Source organism: Shewanella sp. HL-SH8 (assembly GCF_051165765.1).
GTDB lineage: Bacteria > Pseudomonadota > Gammaproteobacteria > Enterobacterales > Shewanellaceae > Shewanella > Shewanella glacialimarina.
This window is the reverse complement of sequence record NZ_CP195039.1, coordinates 2,728,852-2,748,274: the sequence shown is the minus strand read 5'-3', so window position 1 is coordinate 2,748,274 and position 19,423 is coordinate 2,728,852. Positions and strand designations below refer to the sequence as shown.

12 protein-coding genes are annotated in these 19,423 nt (G+C 41.6%); 4 read left to right on the top strand and 8 right to left on the bottom strand.

Annotated elements, in window-relative coordinates:
• Positions 1-110: 110 nt before the first annotated feature.
• From ACRWQN_RS12125 to ACRWQN_RS12115, 3 genes are all read right to left on the bottom strand, one after another.
• Positions 111-1,787 (bottom strand): M28 family metallopeptidase, encoded by a 1,677-nt coding sequence (locus tag ACRWQN_RS12125; RefSeq protein ID WP_434937976.1) that lies wholly within the window; start codon positions 1,785-1,787, stop codon positions 111-113.
• Positions 1,788-2,010: 223 nt separating this feature from the next.
• Entirely contained in the window at positions 2,011-2,757 is a 747-nt protein-coding gene (locus ACRWQN_RS12120; protein ID WP_434937975.1) for an HAD-IIA family hydrolase, read from the bottom strand.
• A 159-nt stretch (positions 2,758-2,916) separates the two neighbouring features.
• Positions 2,917-4,293 (bottom strand): L-serine ammonia-lyase, encoded by a 1,377-nt coding sequence (locus ACRWQN_RS12115; RefSeq protein ID WP_434937973.1) that lies wholly within the window; start codon positions 4,291-4,293, stop codon positions 2,917-2,919.
• A 328-nt stretch (positions 4,294-4,621) separates the two neighbouring features.
• Between ACRWQN_RS12115 and nagZ the strand changes: the two genes are divergently transcribed.
• Entirely contained in the window at positions 4,622-5,638 is a 1,017-nt protein-coding gene (gene nagZ / locus ACRWQN_RS12110) for a beta-N-acetylhexosaminidase (protein ID WP_434937971.1), read from the top strand.
• A 482-nt stretch (positions 5,639-6,120) separates the two neighbouring features.
• Here the strand turns inward: nagZ and ACRWQN_RS12105 are convergent, their stop codons facing one another.
• From ACRWQN_RS12105 to ACRWQN_RS12085, 5 genes are all read right to left on the bottom strand, one after another.
• Positions 6,121-9,912 (bottom strand): hypothetical protein, encoded by a 3,792-nt coding sequence (locus tag ACRWQN_RS12105; protein ID WP_434937969.1) that lies wholly within the window; start codon positions 9,910-9,912, stop codon positions 6,121-6,123.
• A gap of 823 nt (positions 9,913-10,735) precedes the next feature.
• Positions 10,736-11,065 carry a CsiV family protein gene (locus tag ACRWQN_RS12100; protein ID WP_434940650.1) on the bottom strand — a complete coding sequence of 110 codons (330 nt, stop codon included), beginning with the start codon at positions 11,063-11,065 and terminating at the stop codon, positions 10,736-10,738.
• Between the two features lie 14 nt (positions 11,066-11,079).
• Positions 11,080-11,808 (bottom strand): CsiV family protein, encoded by a 729-nt coding sequence (locus ACRWQN_RS12095; RefSeq protein WP_434937967.1) that lies wholly within the window; start codon positions 11,806-11,808, stop codon positions 11,080-11,082.
• Positions 11,808-15,317 carry a transcription-repair coupling factor gene (gene mfd, locus ACRWQN_RS12090; protein ID WP_434937965.1) on the bottom strand — a complete coding sequence of 1,170 codons (3,510 nt, stop codon included), beginning with the start codon at positions 15,315-15,317 and terminating at the stop codon, positions 11,808-11,810. Before mfd ends, ACRWQN_RS12095 begins: the two co-directional genes overlap by 1 nt.
• 28 nt (positions 15,318-15,345) lie before the next feature.
• A complete protein-coding gene (locus ACRWQN_RS12085; RefSeq protein ID WP_434937964.1) occupies positions 15,346-15,966 on the bottom strand; it encodes a hypothetical protein in 621 nt (206 codons plus the stop codon).
• Positions 15,967-16,122: 156 nt separating this feature from the next.
• On the opposite strand from ACRWQN_RS12085, the gene ACRWQN_RS12080 reads away from it, so the two are divergent.
• Genes ACRWQN_RS12080 through lolE form a run of 3 tightly spaced genes read left to right on the top strand, consistent with a single transcriptional unit; the run spans position 16,123 to position 19,323 of the window.
• Positions 16,123-17,367 carry a lipoprotein-releasing ABC transporter permease subunit gene (locus tag ACRWQN_RS12080; RefSeq protein ID WP_434937962.1) on the top strand — a complete coding sequence of 415 codons (1,245 nt, stop codon included), beginning with the start codon at positions 16,123-16,125 and terminating at the stop codon, positions 17,365-17,367.
• A complete protein-coding gene (gene lolD / locus ACRWQN_RS12075; protein WP_434937960.1) occupies positions 17,367-18,089 on the top strand; it encodes a lipoprotein-releasing ABC transporter ATP-binding protein LolD in 723 nt (240 codons plus the stop codon). Before ACRWQN_RS12080 ends, lolD begins: the two co-directional genes overlap by 1 nt.
• On the top strand, positions 18,082-19,323 hold the full coding sequence (gene lolE, locus ACRWQN_RS12070; RefSeq protein WP_434937958.1) for a lipoprotein-releasing ABC transporter permease subunit LolE: 1,242 nt from the start codon (positions 18,082-18,084) through the stop codon (positions 19,321-19,323). The genes lolD and lolE overlap by 8 nt, the downstream gene beginning before the upstream one ends.
• Positions 19,324-19,423: the final 100 nt, after the last annotated feature.

Sequence of the window (19,423 nt, the reverse complement as noted above, 5' to 3'; positions counted from 1 at the left end):
GCCCAAACATAGGCACCGAGTATTTCGAGTGTTTATTAGCATAAAAAAGACCCGCTACAAATGAGCGGGTCTGTTGGGTTAATATCTTATTGGGGGGGAGGATAAATTAATTATTTTGCTGGGCGTAGGCTATTAAACTCTGAACCTGTTAAATAGCCTGGCCAATCTTGATTATTGCCTAGGGTCTCTGCCGCTTGGTAATACACTTGTAAATCTTGTAATGCGCCCGATAAATCCCATGACGCATGATAATGATCGCACACATTGTGATAACAGCCTTTCATGGTTTTTTCCATTTCAGTTTTATAGGCTGCGGTTGCATCATCAAGTGGGTCACTGCCGCCACCAGCAAATACTGCTGGTACGCCATATTTAGCGAAACTGAAGTGGTCTGAACGGAAAAATCCGCCCGATGCTGGGTTACGTTCTGACTTAACTTCACGGTGTTGCAGTTTTGCTGCATCGGCTAGGTAGTTTTCTAATTCAGACTGACCCTTACCAACTATAGTGTAATCTTTAGTTTTGCCATACACATTGGTGCTGTCTAAGTTAAATACGGCAACGGTTTTATCCAATGGGTAAATCGGGTTAGCGGCATAAAAGCGTGAACCTAATAAACCTTGCTCTTCACCCGTTGTTGCCACAAAAGTTAATGAACGTTTTAAGCCTTTGCCTTGTTTTGCTTGCTCCGCAAACTGGCGGGCAATTTCCATAATACCCGCAGTACCTGAAGCATTATCTAGGGCACCGTTATAAATTTGATCGCCTTCTTTGGTTTCATCTTTACCTATGTGATCCCAATGCGCGGTGAATAGTAGCTGCTCATCAGCTTGGCTAGTGCCTTTTAAGGTGGCGACGACATTATAACTGTCGGCATATTCGGCTTTATTGGCAAACTTAATCGACGCGGTTTGGGCAAGTTCAACATTGACCGGCTCATCCGCAGCACGTTCCATTAAGGTTGGTAATGAAAAGCCTGATTTCGTAAAGAGTTGATTGGCCGCATCTAAGGTCATCCAGCCTTCTACCTGAATGCGATTATTCGCTTCATCAGTATTAAGCACTAAATCCTGTTGAGGGCCTGTCCAGCTATTTTCTACCACTGACCAAGGATAAGAAGCGGGTTTAGTGTCGTGAATAATAATGGCACCTAATGCACCTTGACGGCTGGCTTCTTCAAATTTATAACTCCAGCGACCGTAGTAGGTCATGGCTAAGCCATTAAACTTAGTCCCTTCAGGATTCGCAAAACCTGGGTCATTCACCAAAATAACCGCTATTTTGCCTTTCATATCGATGCCGCTGTAATCATTCCATTGTGATTCAGGCGCATTAATACCGTAGCCCACAAACACCAAAGGGGCTTTGTCGATAGTGATTTGCTCGTTAGCGTGACGGCTACTTAGCACGATGTCTTTGCGATACTGCATCGGCAAATCGGCCAAGGTAATCGTTTGCTGCTCACTTGGGGTGTAGGTCACCATAGGCACAGCTTGTAAAAAGCTGCCTTGGTTGGCACCGGTTAATCCCATGTCAGTAAACTGTTTGGTTAAATAGTCTAAGGTCAGTTTCTCGCCTTTAGTGGTAGGGGCGCGACCTTCAAATTCGTCAGACGACAGTACTTTTATATCTTGACGAAAACGTTGCTCATCAAAGGTAATTAATTCGGTTGTTGAGCTAGCTAAAACATCATTGCTAGCCTGTGATTCTTGTTTGTTGTCTTTAGTGTCACCGTTACAGGCGCTTACTAACAACGCAATTGCGCAGAGAGGAAATAAATGCTTCATCAGGATTCCAAATATTATTTTTATTTTTATTTTAAACCAAAGTAGTGAGGTTCGGTTATTAAGCGAAGTTATTTGATCAAATCATTAAAGAGTGTGATAAGAGAACATTCGCTTTACCGTATTGCAGATTATAATGAAGCAAGCCAGCATCTTATAAAAGGGTGCTGGCTTGAAAATGTGTTACCTAATGTAAATTGAGCCACATTAGCTAGGCGCTTAAAGCCTAGACCACGTCAATATCGCCGGCACAGGCGAATACATGATTGGGCCTGAACGGTTCTTTATCTATATCGCCCATCTGGCTAACACCACTGGTGACCAGAATGGTTTCCAGACCGGCCTGGAATCCTGCCAAAATATCGGTACGCATATTATCGCCGATGATCACTGTATTTTCAGAATGGCCCTGAATATGATTGAGGGCAGAGCGAATAATCCAACTTGAAGGCTTCCCAATATAAAATGGCATTTTGCCGGTAATACGCTCAATGGGTGCGCATAGTGCACCACAGGCTGGACTAAACTGTGGCCCATGGGTATCAGGATTAGTCGCAATAAAGCGTGCTCCACCAGCAACAAATCGCGCGGCTTTATGGATCATGTCCCAGTTGTACGAGCGGGTTTCGCCAATAATTACAAAGTCTGGATTAATGTCAGTAATGGTAAAGCCTGCGTTATATAATTCATGGGTGAGGGCGCCTTCACCAATCACAAAAGCTTTAGTGCCTTGTTGATGCTTTAAAAAATCAGCAGTTGCCATCGCAGAGGTATAAAAGCAGTCTTCGGGCACATTAATGCCGGCCGCACCAAGACGATTTTGTAAGTCTTTACCGGTTTGCACTGGATAGTTTGTCAATAATACCAGTGGATTACCTTGTTCAATAATACGATGAATAAACTTATCACTGCCGGGGATCAGCTTGTTATCGTGCAGTAATACGCCATCAATATCGCAGATAATATTCTTCATCAATTCAATCTCATCTTTTAGCTAAAATGGGTTTTTCTATACTTTATATAACGCTATATATTGGGTAAAAACAATGTGTTTTAAATGAAAATGCCAACCTGAGTAGATTGGCATTGATTTGTAGTTTGTGTTCAGCAATCAAAATCTAGCAGAAAGTGATTAACACTCGACAATATTCACCGCTAAACCACCTTTAGCGGTTTCTTTGTATTTACTGCGCATGTCACGGCCGGTATCCATCATGGTTTTAATCACTTTATCAAGTGATACCTTATGATTACCATCACCACGTAACGCCATACGTGAGGCATTAATCGCTTTTACTGCGCCCATGGCATTGCGTTCAATACAGGGGACTTGTACTAGGCCGCCTACTGGGTCGCAGGTTAAGCCTAGGTTATGTTCCATGCCAATTTCAGCCGCGTTTTCTACGTGCTCAACTGTGCCGCCCATAATTTCAGTCAGTGCACCTGCAGCCATAGAACAGGCTACGCCTACTTCACCCTGACAGCCAACCTCAGCACCTGAAATAGAGGCATTTTTCTTATACAAAATACCAATAGCAGCAGCGGTTAATAAATATCGACTGCACACATCGATATCCACTTCTTGCACAAACATGTCGTAGTAACATAATACCGCAGGGATAATACCCGCAGCGCCATTAGTTGGCGCGGTTACCACGCGATCGCCAGCGGCATTTTGCTCGTTTACTGACAAGGCGAATAAATCTACCCAGTCCATTGCGGTTAACGGATCGGTATTATTACGGCCCTCTGCTTTTAAACGCCGGTATAAAGAAGGTGCACGGCGGCGAAGTTTAAGACCACCAGGCAATATGCCTTCTTTTTGATAACCACGGTCAACACAGGTTTTCATGGTTTGCCAAATTTTCCATAAACCCTGTTTTACTTCTTCTTCGCTGGCAATACTCAGTTCGTTAGCCATCATTAATGATGAAATGCTTAAGCCGTTCTCACAACATAACTCTAATAATTGCGCTGCACTGTTGAAGTCATAGGGCGCTTCTTTAATCGGCGTTGCAGGTGAAGCATTACGTTGGGTGATTTCATCTTCATCAAGAATAAAACCGCCACCCACTGAATAGTAAGTACGCTGATAGGTGATTTCGCCTTTGGTTAACGCATATAACGTCATCGCGTTTGCATGGGCGGGTAAGGTTTTACGGCGATGATATGTTACGCCATTTTCACGGGTAAACTTAACTAATCTACCATCGGCTAGTTTAAGCTTTTGATCGTTCGATACGGCTTCTAAAATGCCGTCAATCGCGCCGGTGTCGACGGTTTCTGGGTCTTCACCCATTAAGCCTAAAATGACCGCTTTGCCTGTGCCATGCCCCTTACCTGTTTGACCTAATGAGCCAAATAACTCTGACTGCAATTCATCAATACCCGATAGCAGATCTTGGTCTATCAGTTTTTGCATAAATATTTTGCCGGCTTTCATTGGGCCTACGGTATGGGAGCTAGACGGGCCAATACCGATTTTGAACATATCAAATACGCTAATCATAATTTTTAGCCTTTATGTGGTCGTTTATTGTTTTAGTTATTTGAGAGTATTATCATCACGCTATTAAAATCATCACGTCACTATCGTTCAAATCATTATAGTTAACGCCACTATAGTTAAAGATACTTAATTATAGCTGATTCTCTATAGCTGAGTGTTTTGCTAACGGTTGTTCGATGGCATACTCGTATTTTTTAACACGCGTTAAATTGGCTGAAGTATCCCATATTTTTGATCAGACAGTTCATTAGTTTTTTTTATGCATTATTTTCAGATTAGCCTAACTTATACATTAAGCTTATTAGGCTAAATTATACGAGGTATACGATTGAGCTATTTAATGATGGATCTAGCCGGGCTGACAGTGTCAGCGCTAGAAGCAGAGCAACTACAACATCCTCAAGTGGGCGGTATTATTCTATTTACTCGCAATTACGTGAGTAAACCTCAACTCATTGAGCTTGTAAAACAAGTGAGGAATATTCGGCCTGAGCTATTAATTGCCGTTGATCATGAAGGTGGTCGAGTGCAACGCTTTAAGCAGGACTTTACTCATATTCCTGCTATGGGAGATATTTTGCCCGCTGCAAAAGGTGATTTAGCATTAGCAAAATTGTGGGCTAAAGAGTGCGGTTTTTTAATGGCGGTTGAACTATTAGCGTGTGATATTGATTTAAGTTTTGCGCCTGTGTTAGATGTAAATGGTATAAGTGAAGTGATTGGTAAGCGAAGTTTTAGCGCTAATCCGGATGAAGTGGCCAGCTTAGCGGCAGAGTTTATTATTGGTATGGAACAAGCGGGTATGGCTGCTGTGGGTAAACATTTTCCCGGTCATGGCAGCGTTGCAGCAGATTCCCATGTGGCTATGCCTGTAGACAGTCGCAGCCTGGCGCAAATTGAAGCCTTTGATATGCAACCTTTTGTCAGCTTAATCGCTAAAGGGCAATTAAATGGTGTTATGCCTGCACATGTTATTTATGATCAAATTGACCCTAATCCAGCAGGCTTTTCTACTTACTGGCTGCAAGATGTATTGCGCCAACGTTTAGAATTTAAAGGGGTTATTTTCTCTGATGACTTAGGCATGAAAGGAGCCAGCTTTGCCGGTGACTATTTAGGTCGAGCGCAAGCGGCATTAGATGCAGGTTGTGACATGATTTTAGTCTGTAATGACCCAACAGGTGTGGCGGCATTATTACGCGATTTTACCTGGCCAGCAAATCCACCAATCGCCAATGCATTAAGTTTAAAGCCTGACACACAAAATGTCGCTAACGCGCTACAGCAAGATGCGCGCTGGTTAGCGGCAATTGCAACGGCTAAACAAATCCATGCAGCAGTGTAAGTTTTCGCAGTAACAATAAAAAAGCGGCTATCAATAGATAGCCGCTTTTTTAGATATTATTTACACCGTAAGTGTGCGTTTATATTAAAGTTTGATATTTTTTGGGACTTTTGGTGAGGAAAAGGGTTAAGGACTAACACATTTCTGCCCCAAAGTTGGTTAGGCTATGACATGCGGCCACCAACGTTGTGGTGCTTCACCCACACCAGACCAAAGTGGCAAACCGCACGCTTTTTACAAAAGAAGCCCTTTAGAAACCCTCAGCGCCCCAGACGAAAAATGCTGAAAAGCGCATAATTTTCGATGTAATTAGACCAGAACACATTCATGTGAGCTTCACGCTATTTTCTTCAACATCCTCAAGTTCAGAGTTGAATCTCGACCGTTGCAAGCAAGGTAAAATGAATCACAATTAACATGGCCATATATGGCTTAGTTTTAATTCTAAATGAGTGATTTTCAGCGATATATAAAATCGGTCATTACCATTTCGGTTGAGTTTTTGGGTCAGGTTCTATTTTAACGACTATCTTTCCATCTCCCTTATCAGTGTATTGATTTATGAAACAACGAGCCTTTAGTGCAGATAGAAATTCAAGGACTTCTGCTGGCATACTGGTTTGAAGTGTAGCTTGAAATTTTTGACTAAAAACCTTTCTTACTTCCTTTTCTTCGATTTCGCCGAGAAGGTCTAAGATATTTTCTTTAGTGCTGCGTGAATTAAGGGCATATCGTGTCAATAATGCCAGTTTATAAGGATCACTATCCGATGAAGCTATGACGTTTTTCAATACTGTTGAAGGTACATCTATTCCATTCAAAAGGGATAATTCAGGGTAGCTTATGAAATCTTTTATAAGCGTTGAACGCAATTCAATACTAAGCTCCGTTGATATCAATGATGCCCTAAATAGCCGCTTGAAGAATTCCTTATCTTCATTCTGTAACAAATAAAACTCCATGTTTTCCGTGAATTTATCTTGATATTTTTCAAACCAAAAAAGTAGAAAACCCAAAATATCTGATGTTGTTTTCTGTTGGGTAATGATATGGCTATATGCATCTTCTTCAAGTGGTAGTTTACCGTTTTCGACTAACCGTCTTAAGTTGTTAATAGAAAGGCTGTCATCAAGTAAAGTAAAAGGGATATGTAAGAGTGTGGTAACACTCTGATAGACCTCATCCGATAATTCATCATCAGATACAATATTTATGTAGATGTCCGTTGTAGTCTCAAGCGGCACTAGAGAATTGTCATCAGTAGATAATGTTTCGGCATGACGGGTTAGATAGTCACGTAACACAACGCGATTACACTTACTCCCGACGTATTTTGTCAAAGCTAGCCAACAAGGAACAATTCGATCATATTTGTACAGCAGATCATGCAGGGTCATCGAACTGTTGTCTATTTTAAGGACCGTGCTATCAGTAACTTGAGTATGATCCTCCAGAGAAAATGCCATGTGACTTATGATTTCAACCTTAAGGTTTATGTCTAAGTCGTTATCATCTAGCATGGCGATTATGCTTTCGCTATTTTCGTTGGAGAATAGAAAAATGTTTCTCACAAAACTGTCAATGTCAGAGGTTACATAATTTTCAATAGTAGTGAGGTTATTGTCCAATAATAACGACCAAGGCGTGTTTGCAACTTCTAAAGCGGATATGTGTTCTTGGCCAATTTTAGCCATGACTATGTTACAAAATGTCTCCCTGCTCGGTATATACATATCATTGTCGGCTAAGTATTTTGCAGCATCCCGCTCAGTATCGCTAATCACTTCAGTTACTTCGTCGTACATAACGCCTAATGACTTGGCATTGTTCATGAATGGGGCGACTTGATGTAGGTCAAGTGCACTAACGAGGCTCCACCCGCACTGTTCAATGTATTGCCTGAACTCTTTTAGTGTTCTGGATTGGCTTAAATTAGCGTGCACCATCATAGATGTAATAATTCGGTTATGTAGCGATCCGTTGTCTGTTTCAAGCAACACTCTAAGTAACTTATCTTGGTGTTCAGCTATTTTTGTTGCCGCAATTATAAAACGGTCAAAATTACTCTGATCTTCAAACCTTTGATCAATAATTCCCATAATCGAGTAGATATCTTCACATTTCCTACTTAACAGGCTATTGATAACACCGTCCAGAACAACGGGGTTATTGTGAAGAAGGTCAGCTAGCACTTGGTGATGCAGAGCACCATCACGATGAGTGTAAGAGTTTTCAATCAGTTCTCTGGTAACGTCAGCAACATTCTCAATTAAAAAAGAGTCATTGGCTTCCGCATGATTAATATGAAGGCCTACCTTTTTGATATATTCGTTATCCTCGGCTGATATTGAGCCTTTATAAAAAATTGACCGATACATCATAAAATCCTGCATCAGATAGCCGTTAGTTATCAGGTAATAAAGTGCATCAAAACCGCCATATTTGAGGCTATCGAGTACCGTTTTCTCTTGTTCTGCTGAAATAATGCCTTTATCATTAATATCTTTGATATAGTTCGTTGCTAATAGATTGAATGCTGTTCTTCCTATTCGCTTTGTTAGTTCGGCTAGGGAAATCTCGTTACGTTTGCGGATATTTTCACGTAACTCAGCGATTTCACGCTGTGTTTGTTTAATGACATTTAATCTTGAATCCTTTGTTAACTCTACACGAACAGCATATTCCTCCAAAATGTTACGCACTTCATGAGTCTCGAGTTTAACTTGTCCTTGATTTGAGCTTCCTAAATAAATATCGGCAGTCGTTGAAAAGTACGCTTTGAAAACTTCTTCACTGTTAACTAAGCCATCTGTAGTTTGCGGTGAGGCGTTATAAGAATTGGCAGGTCCTTTATAAAAAAAATAATGCGGCCAAAGTTTTTTAGAAATAAAACGACATAGTATTTCCTCACGAACATCAGTGGAATTCGATTTTAATTCATTCATTGCTCTATTCTGTTTATCCTCAAGCTCATCCAATTGTGCATCTAGATTAGCAAAGTGATTAACATGTAGTTTTTTTGTTCGAAAATCATGCATGTAGGAATACAGAATCCCCAGTTTTTTATCTACGAGGTTATAGTCGAGGGCAAAGAGGTTCTTATAAAATATCAAGGAGAAAAGTTTAGGTTTGCTGGACTGATTGTCCACTATATTCATATACAAGTTATATTCGTTAATTATGTTCTGAAGTGAACGCATATCAGTGATGTATAGAGAAGCTCCACGCAGACACTGTGAATCTGGGAATTCAATGATTTTTGATTTCAAGATGCTATAGGCATTACGAGTGTCCATTATCGGAACTATAGGAACAATGTAATCAAAGAACTTAGTTTTGACATCTGCACCAAGGAAAATATCATCCTTGACGGCATAGATGAATCGAACAGGATCATCGACCTTCCGATTGTTATTAATTATTTTATTGATTTCCCTAAGTTTTATGAAAATATCAGCTTTACCTAGCCTATCAAGATCTTCAAAAATCACAGTTCGATACTTGGACCGAGAAAAGAAGTACACAATCTCATCTAGGCAATTGTTTAAAAGTGAGGACGGCGGCTCCTGTCCTTGAACCTCTGTTGCACCAGTTAAAAATGCTATTTTGCTAAGTTTCAATTTTTTGTCGAAAATGCCGGCTCTTGAAGCTGATTGGGTAAGATAATAAAGGGTTAGCAGAAACAAAAGGATCATTGCAATAGATCTAAGAATGAAGTGTTCCTTTAGTGCATCATCCAAATATGCAGGTAGAAGAAAATATTGTGCGGCGGTTTCAGTGAAGATCAGGCTCAGCAATACTAGCGTCGGGATAACAATTTTTATCAATGAAATAAAAAGACCAAATACATGCCGATCATTACGGTCTTGGATACGATCAATCCTTGAGTCCGGGACCACATCTCGATCCACTTTATAGAGGATCTGCTGAAGGATACTGAGTTCAACTTCTCTAGGATCATGCGTTTTATCACTGCCGGCGATATCGAATCCAGCCAAAGATACATTCACATGGGGGATCTTCTTATGCAAGGAGAGAAAAGACTGTATGACAGTACTTTTACCAGCTCCATAAGGACCTGTGACGGCGATATTTTTCACATCAGCTTGTGAAAAGGCAAAGTCAAGTGCGGCAAAATAATGAGAAGTACTCTCATCATTCTTCAACTTAGGCGTCAGAGAGGCGTATTTTGAGCTTGAGTTGGGCTCATCTATAGCCACTTCATACTTACCGTAAGCCTTTAGCGCTGCAGTATTTGGTACGTTTTTGGTCATAGTTATATCTTAAAAGTTACATAGAGGAATATGGAAAACGGCCAGTGATAATATGGCATGCTTTGAGCTGTTGGTAAATAGTTGTATTAGTTAACAAAAGATTAATGGTTTCATTGAATATTACGGGGTTAAGTGAACAGGTTACACAGATGCTAAAAAGCTGAACCATGAGTGTTCGTAAGACGAAGAATCTGAGACATGGATGTTTAGGTGAGCTGTAAGGACATATACGCGTGTCGACGAATGAATAGCAAATTTAGTGAGGTCAAGGTAAACGTTTATAAAAAGTAAATTGAAATGCTGGCTTTCTAAAACGTTTCTGTCCAAAAACGAGTTAACTCTTGTTCTGATTTAGCTTTTACTACAATCACAAATAAAGCTAAATCGAAGAGATATAAATGCGGGTGTAGATGAGCCAGCGAGTATCCAAAACAAGGATGTTTTGGTTAAGCCCACATGGAGGTGCTTGCGGCGTCTCGCTGGATCATCTGCACTTGTAGTAAACCTTTGACGCCAATGAAAATTTAATTGAGTTTTAAAATTTAGTTTGGTCAGGGCAAACTTTTAGAAAAACAAATCTTGCAACCCGCTTTTGTCCAAAAGTGAGTTTCAAAGTGATCAAACTTTATTCTCAAAAAATGAAATTTGTCCTCTGATAATTTATCAACTATTACGTCATTACCGTTCATGACAACCTTAATTTTTTATCAAACTATATTATCGTCGTACAGTAAGCATATTCTCAAGTATAAAAAAACCGGATACATGATCCGGTTTTTACTCGTTCTAGATATTATTCACCTAGATAGCATTAACTTAAGGATTACTGGCCATAGGGTTGCACAACACCGGATTGACTTTGACTTTGAGAATTTGGTTGGGCTTGATAGCTAGGTTTACTTAAATCAATTGGCTTTACCGAGGTTGGCTGAGCCATTTTACGAATTTGCATTACCATGCCCATTTGCGGATGATCAAAGTAGTGAATTTCGCCACTGCGCACCCGACGGTTTTGCGCTAATGGGATCACTTGTAAAAACGGCTTCATCGTCTTTTCAACTTTAGTATTGACCGCATTAAACTGATTGAACTCGCTACGGTTAGACTCGACTAACTTTTGAGTCGGTTTACGCAGCGCTAAATTATTTTCAATATATAAATAATGGCTTAAATAAATATTGATGGTGCCATCGAGCTCCCATACCGGTTTTTTTGCTCGGTTTGAGTCATATCGCCCAAGGTTGAAAAGTCATTCATTGACAGTTGATATGACGATTCGGTTTGAGATTGTCCACTCACTTGCTGGCCGTGATAATCAAATTGTTTTGAAAAGTCTTTCCCACCAAATATTCTTACCGGAGTTGATCTGCGCTGTGACTCCATATTTTGCTGCCAGGTTAAGTGCACAACCGGTTTGACATTACGTTCACGGCTAACGGTACGGATAATATCTTTAAATTTGCTTTGGCTGTCGGCAAGCAAGAGTGGCCCTATGCCTATATAAGCTTGCTGTTCACTTGATGCTGCAACAGTAAATGGCACCTGGCTTGGGTGACTGCGTACCGTACTGCTGGTTAACGGGTCATTACAGTCTGGGGTGATCTCGCTAGACCAATCATTGGCACTACAGCCACTTAATCCCGCGGCAACGCCGGTAATGTCTGTGCTGATTAAGGGCGTGATGAAATCGACGACACGATCGCTAATTTTCGGTGCAACGGCATTAGTCCATTGTTCTAGCGATGAACTTTCACGTTCAAAAACAAATACCTCAACCTCAAACCATGATTCAGCTTGGGCTATGGATGAAAATGTTAACGCACTCAGCGTTGCCATTGTTATTGCGATACTGGGTAACGCTGATATTTTACGAAGCACTGTTATATTCAAAAGCACTACTGCTCTCCAGTTTGATGTTTAGCGAGCTGTTCAAGTAAAGTTTTCAATAATTCGAGCCTGTCTTTACTGGTTTCAGCTGGAATGGTGAACTTTAACTTATTTGGCCCATCCATTCGATAGATTTGTGGCTGCTTTTGCAATAAACCGATGATAAACATCGGATCGACTCTATGTTCTGTGCCAAATTCTAAGCTGCCACCTTTTGAGTGCATCTCAATACGCTGTAATCCTAGCTCAGTGGCTTGGTGTTTATATAAGGTGATGTCCATTAAATTACGGGTTGGATCGGGCAGCATACCAAAACGGTCAATAAACTCGACTTTAAGTTCATCAATCATGGTTTCAGAGTCACAGTTGGCAATACGTTTGTATAGCGACAAACGCATATTGACGTCACCAACATAATCTTCGGGTAATAAAGCCGGAATACGTAAATCAATGTCGCAAATTGCATTCATCATATAGGCTAATGACGGCTCTTTACCTTCCTTAAGCGCTTTGACAGCCGATTCGAGCATTTCCATATACAAGCTAAAACCAATTTTACTGATATGTCCGCTTTGCTCATCACCGAGTAATTCACCCGCGCCGCGAATTTCTAAATCTTGGGTTGCTAGTAAAAATCCTGCGCCTAAATCTTCTAGTGCATCAATGGCTTCTAGTCGTTTACGCGCATCTGAGGTCATAAGTTTTGGGTGCGGTGTCATCATATAGGCATAGGCTTGATGATGTGAACGTCCTACTCGGCCACGTAATTGGTGTAACTGGGCCAAACCAAACATGTCAGCCCTGTGTATCAAAATGGTATTGGCGCTAGGTACGTCAATACCGGTTTCGATAATAGTGGTACACACAAGTACGTTAAAACGTTGGTGATAAAAATCAGCCATCACTTTTTCTAAATCACGTTCGCGCATTTGACCGTGGGCAGTTACAACGCGTGCTTCGGGTAACAGATCGCGAATATCCTGAGCGGCTTTTTCAATGGTTTCAACATTATTATGTAAATAATACACTTGGCCACCGCGTAAAATTTCCCGCAAAATGGCTTCTCGCACCGTGGCAATATCGTACTCGCGCACGAAGGTTTTAACCGCTAATCGTTTGGCGGGTGGCGTGGCAATAATCGATAAGTCTCGCATACCCGACATGGCCATATTCAAGGTTCGTGGAATAGGTGTGGCAGTTAAGGTCAGAATATCGATATTGGCACGTAAGGCTTTAATCTTTTCTTTTTGACGCACGCCAAAGCGATGCTCTTCATCAATAATCAGTAGGCCGAGGTTATCAAACTTAGCCTCTGCTGTGAGCAGCTTATGGGTACCAATAACAATATCGACTTTGCCATCGCTTAATGATTGCACCACTTGATTTTGCTCTTTGGTGGTTCTAAAGCGTGACATTACTTCAATTACAAATGGCCAATCTGCAAAGCGATCGGTAAAGTTTTCATAATGTTGTTGTGCTAATAAGGTGGTAGGTACCAGTACGATGACTTGTTTACCCGCATTAACGGCAACAAAGGCTGCGCGCATGGCCACTTCTGTTTTACCAAAGCCCACATCACCACACACTAATCGGTCCATTGCCATTGGCGCTTGTAAGTCGGCTAATACCGCATGAATTGCACTTTCTTGGTCAACGGTTTCTTCGTAGGGAAAACCTTGGGCAAATACTGCGTATTCTTCTTCATCAAGTGCCAATGCTTCACCGGGGCGAGCTTGTCGGCGAGCATAAACATCCAGTAATTCAGCGGCAACATCACGAATACGTTCAATGGCTTTTTTCTTGGCTTTAGCCCAGGTTTCGTTACCTAATTTATTAAGTTGGGTATTTTCTTCATTACCCGCACTAAAGCGACTAATTAAATGCAGTGACGACACTGGCACATACAGTTTATCGCCGCCAGCGTACTCAAGCTTTAAATACTCAGCAACTAAACCGCCGGTGTCTAAGGTTTCTAACCCTTGATAAAGCGCGACACCATGCTCTAAATGCACAATAGGTTGACCGACTTTAAGTTCGGCTAAGTTTTTAACCAGTACATCAGAACTGACTTGTTTTTGTTTTTCGCGTCGACGTTGTTGTGAAATACGATGACCGAATAATTCGGTTTCACAGATGATGCTGACTTTACCTTTAGAGCCTAACTCTAATTCACAACCGCGTGACAGTGGCGATACAACTAAACCGATAAACTCTTTGGCAGTGACGTAGTCATCAATATGCTTAAACAGTTTCGGTTTAATGCCTACTTTTGCCAGTAATTCAAGTAACGCTTCGCGACGGCCTTCAGATTCAGCCACAAACAACATTTGTGGATGCTGTTGGCTGTATTCCTGTAAGGCTAATAAAGGTTGTTTTAACTTATGATTGGCATTGATATCACTAATAGTGCTGGCTTTGACGAGCAAGGCACTTTTAGGCTGCGATTCAGGATTAATTTGACCTTGTTCATCAAACACTGCATTAATGATTTGGCTGCGCGGCATAGGTTTGAATGCGGCAAACAGTTGGTCGCTAAGCAAATAAAGCTCTTTTGGCTCTAATAAAGGCCTTAACGGGTCGACTCGGCGGTCTTCATATCGACTGTACACTTCCTGTAGATGGTGCTCACAGGCTTTATCAATGTCACCTAAGGTTATCAGTTGGCTTTGTTCTGGCAGGTAATCAAATAAGCTTGATGATTCATCAAAAAACAGTGGTAAATAATTTTCAATACCCGCAGGCATGATATTACGGCTTACCGATTGATATACTGATTCAGCTTCTTTAGAAATGACCTCAAAACGACGCCGGTAACGCTGTCTAAATCCTTCGATTGCGGCGCTGTCTGTTGGAAACTCTTTTGCGGGCAGCATTCTAATTTGCTCAAGTGCCATACCGGAACGCTGGGTATCAACATCAAAAAAGCGAATGGTTTCCACTTCATCGTCAAACAGTTCAATACGCAGTGGCTGTTTGGAACCCGTAGGGAAAATATCAATAATCGAGCCACGAATGGCAAACTCACCGTGTTCATAGACCTGATCAACAATATGGTAGCCCGTATCGGTCAGGTGCTGACGCACTTGATCAAGGCTATATATGTCGCCTTTTTTCAAAATCATTACGTTGGCGGTTAAAAATGATTTTGGCGGCAGTCGCACCATTAAGGTGTTTACCGGCACAATCACCACGTTATGATTACTTTGGCTGATTTGTGCCAGGGACTCTAGGCGCTGTGAAATTAAGTCTTGATGTGGTGAGAAGCTGTCGTAGGGCAGGGTTTCTCTGTCAGGAAATAAGCACACATTGACACCAGTATTGGCTAAAAGGTAGCTGAGCTCTGCTTCTAAGGTCAGCGCGCTTGGCGTGTCGTGAGTGACAATCAGACTGGTGCCTGAATGCTGGTTAATTAAATTTGCGACAGTGAGCGCTTGGGATACGCCGCCTAGGGTGGTTAAAACTTGCTGTTGTTGGCCTTTTTTAACACTTGGCGGAGCGATTACACTAAATTGTTTCATTTAATTGATTAACTTGTATTGAGAGAACTTACAGATTGTCTTTACGCAGCTGCTTGCGCAGTTTAAGCATTTTTTGTTGTACAGTTAAACTGGCTTTAACTAACTGCTCAACATCTTCATCTAAAATTTGAATAAAGGCGAGGTCAGTTTGCCATAATGCCTGTTCAATCGTTGCTGGACTATTTGGGGCAATGGCTTCTTGTTTATCTGCTGGGTATGAGCCAGTGACTTCACAGATACACAGTACGGCAACCACTTCGGCATGAAGATATATATGACAACTAAAAATACTGCCAACATCCATTTGTTTGTCTGAAAAAAGGCTTAAGCCGCTGCCGCCAAACTGATGTCCTTGATATTGCACCCCAGCTTGGGCTTCTTTTTCAAGCACATGCTGCAATACTAAATCGACTTTACGGGATTGTAACTTTAAAAATTCAACAATAGATTGGGTCGCACTGTCTAGCTGGCGTAACTGCAACAAGCAATTTGATTCAAGTGCTTTAACTTCTGACAGTAGTTTAAGTCCAGTAGATTGCATTTGCCTGAGTTGGGTGTCATCAGGGATAGGACGTTGTTTATCCCAGGGCGAAAGATAAACATTAAATTGGTGAGGTACGCTAAAATAAGAATTGCTATCGTTTATCAAGGTTTGCCTCTTTATTTATCAATCTAATACACCTATTATCATGCCCAACTTGATGGTTTAGCAAGTCATAAGCTTTTTGTAATGGTTTTAGCGTCAATTTTGACTCAAGCATAACCAATATACGCGCTAATATGCGCATTGGATGACAAATTTTATATGAATTTTGGATTTTCTTTTTTTATGGGGTTTCGATATTGGCGTGCACGTAAAGCCAATGCGTTTGCGTCATTTATCACGTTGTTTGCCGTGTCTGGTATTTTTCTCGGTGTGGCCGCGTTAATTGTGGTCAGCTCGGTAATGAATGGCCTAGAAGGGCAACTTAAAAACCGCATTTTAGGTGCTGTACCGCAATTGACCTTAGTCCATCAAACAGGGTTTGATGATTGGCAAACCCAAGCCACCTTTTTACAGCAACACAAACAACTAAAGAATGATATTGTCGGCATTGTGCCCAGTGCCACAACCCAAGGCATGCTGCAATCCAGTGCTAACATCGCCGCTGCGCAAGTATTAGGCGTTTATCCTGAACTTGAGCAAGGTTTGTCGAGCATTATATCTCACACATATTCAAGCGCCTTTGATGCTTTAACACCGGGAAGCTATGCCATTGTATTGGGTAGCGAACTCGCCAGAAACTTAGCGGTTAAACCCGGCGATCAAATTCGCATTTTAAGTGGTGATGGTGTGGTGTATTCACCACTTGGCCCAGTACCAAGCCAGCGTAAATTTACTGTGGCCGGCGTATTTGAAATGGGCGCTCAGGTTGACGCTTCAGTTGCCTATGTACATTATCAAGACGCTCGTCGCTTAATGCGCCAAGACCCTAATGTTATTTCTGAATTGCGACTGTATTTAACCGATCCATTTAACGTTGCCAGTATCGCGCCATTGACGACCAAGTTACTGCAACAGAGCGGTGTTGAGGTAACTAGCCGTGACTGGCGTGCTGACTTTGGTCATTTATTTGCTGCGGTCAATATGGAAAAAAACATGATGTCGTTAATGCTCAGCCTTATTGTGGCGGTAGCGGCGTTTAATATTGTGTCAGCATTGGTCATGATGGTGGTTGATAAAACCACAGACGTCGCAGTGCTTAAAACCCAGGGGTTAACGACAACAGCAGTTATGAACATATTTATTGTTCAAGGCTCGTTAAATGCCTTATTAGGTTTAGGATTAGGCACCCTTATTGGCATTATTTTAACCCTAAACTTAAATGACATTCTAACCACTTTGGGCGTTTCTATTCTGGGCGCAGGCCAAACACTGCCGGTGCAATTATCATTTACCCAATTATGTGTGATTATTGTTGGCACCTTGTTGATTACCCTAATTGCTACTATTTACCCAGCGTTACGCGCCGCACAGGTTCAACCCGCTACCGCATTGAGATACGAATAATGACCCAGAAAAAACAGGTTTTATTAACCATTAGCCATGTTAGTAAGCATTACCATGATGGCGAAGTGACTACTCAGGTACTTACAGATGTCAATCTTGAGGTTTACAAAGGTGAACAGTTAGCCATAGTCGGCAGTTCAGGATCGGGTAAAAGTACCTTGCTGCATATTATGGGCACGTTAGACACCCCAAGTGATGGCAAGGTGATGTTAGATGGCGAAGATATCTATCAGTTATCATCGGCAAGACAAGCAAGCCTGCGTAACCAGGATTTAGGTTTTATTTATCAGTTTCATCATTTGTTACCAGAGTTTAGTGCGATTGAAAACGTTGCTATGCCAGCTTTTATTCAAGGTAAAGATAAACAACAGTCGTTAGCTAATGCCAAAGTGTTATTAGAGCGGGTTGGTTTAGGCCATAGATTAGAGCATATTCCGGCGCAATTATCCGGCGGCGAGCGTCAACGTGTGGCGATTGCCCGTGCGCTAATTAATCAACCTAAATTGGTGTTAGCCGACGAGCCAACGGGCAACTTAGACGCCAGCAGTGGCGAAACCGTATATCAATTAATACGTGAACTGGCGCAGCAATTTGGTACAGCCTTTGTAGTGGTAACGCACGATCATAAGTTAGCCGCTAAAATGGACCGTCAATTGACCATGAAAGATGGCGTGTTACAAGTTGCTACTAACAACCCGCCATTAGGAAGTGACCATGAGTAAATGGTTACCCTTTTTAATTGGTTGGCGCTTTTATCGCGCGCGGCAAAATAATGGCTTTATCGGTTTTATTTCATTTGCCTCTACCGCAGGTATCGCCTTGGGCGTGACGGTATTAATTATCGTATTGTCAGCCATGAACGGCTTTGAAAAAGAGCTACAAACCCGCTTGCTTGGGGTCATATCACACGGCGAATTAGTCGGCGTGAATGAGCCGATCCAAGATTGGCTGGCGATTGCTGAAACCGCTAAAAATATACCGCAAATTACCGGTGTTGCGCCTTTTGTGCGCTTGCAGGGACTTGTGCAAAAGCCCGGTGGTTTTCAGGGAATAGTGGTTAACGGGATTGATATTGAGTATGAACAGCAAGTATCAAGTATTGCTCAATACATGGATACCAGTGCTTGGCAGTCTTTACAAGGTTCAGATAATCATATTGTGCTGGGTCGCAGCCTACTGAATAAACTGCAATTAAAAGTTGGCGATACATTGGCAATGTACACGCCTGCCGCGAATAACAACCGCTTAAGTGCGGCTAAAAGTCATCGGTTTGTGGTCAGTGGCGTGTATGACTTAGGCGGTGAAATTGAAGCCTCGCAAGCCTATGTGCCTTTGAAATATTTAAGTGAACTATTAAATATGGGCGATGGCGTTAGTGGTATTCGCTTACAAGTCGACAATGTATTTAGCGCGCCTAGCGTTACGCGTGACTTAGGTTATGCGCAAGAACAATATCTATACCTTAATGACTGGACGCGAACCCAAGGTCACCTTTATCAAGATATTCAATTAGTGCGAATGGTGATGTATTTGGTGTTGGCTTTAGTTATTGCCGTAGCCTGTTTTAATATTGTGTCGGCGTTAGTGATGACAGTACGCGACAAAGCATCTGAAGTTGCGATTTTAATGACCATGGGATTAAAGCGCTCAGCCGTTATGGCCATTTTTATCATGCAAGGCGGACTAAACGGCTTATTAGGTTGTTCGATAGGCGGAGTTTTAGGTATGTTGATTGCGGTTAATTTAAGTGCGATAGCGAAAGGATTCGAATCTATATTAGGGATTCAGTTGCTGGACTCTGACATTTATTTTATCGACTTTTTGCCATCACAATTACAAACCCATGATGTACTTTTTGTAGTATTTATTGGGCTAGTAATGAGCCTACTCGCGACGATTTATCCCGCATGGAAAGCCACTCAAATAGCTCCGGCAGCGGCATTGGCTGGTCGATAATCAATATTCGGTAATTATTCAGTTATTAAATAAGTAAAAAGTGCCTTTAGCATTAAAGGCACTTATTTTTAACGTTTATATCTAAAAAGAGTTAATCCAC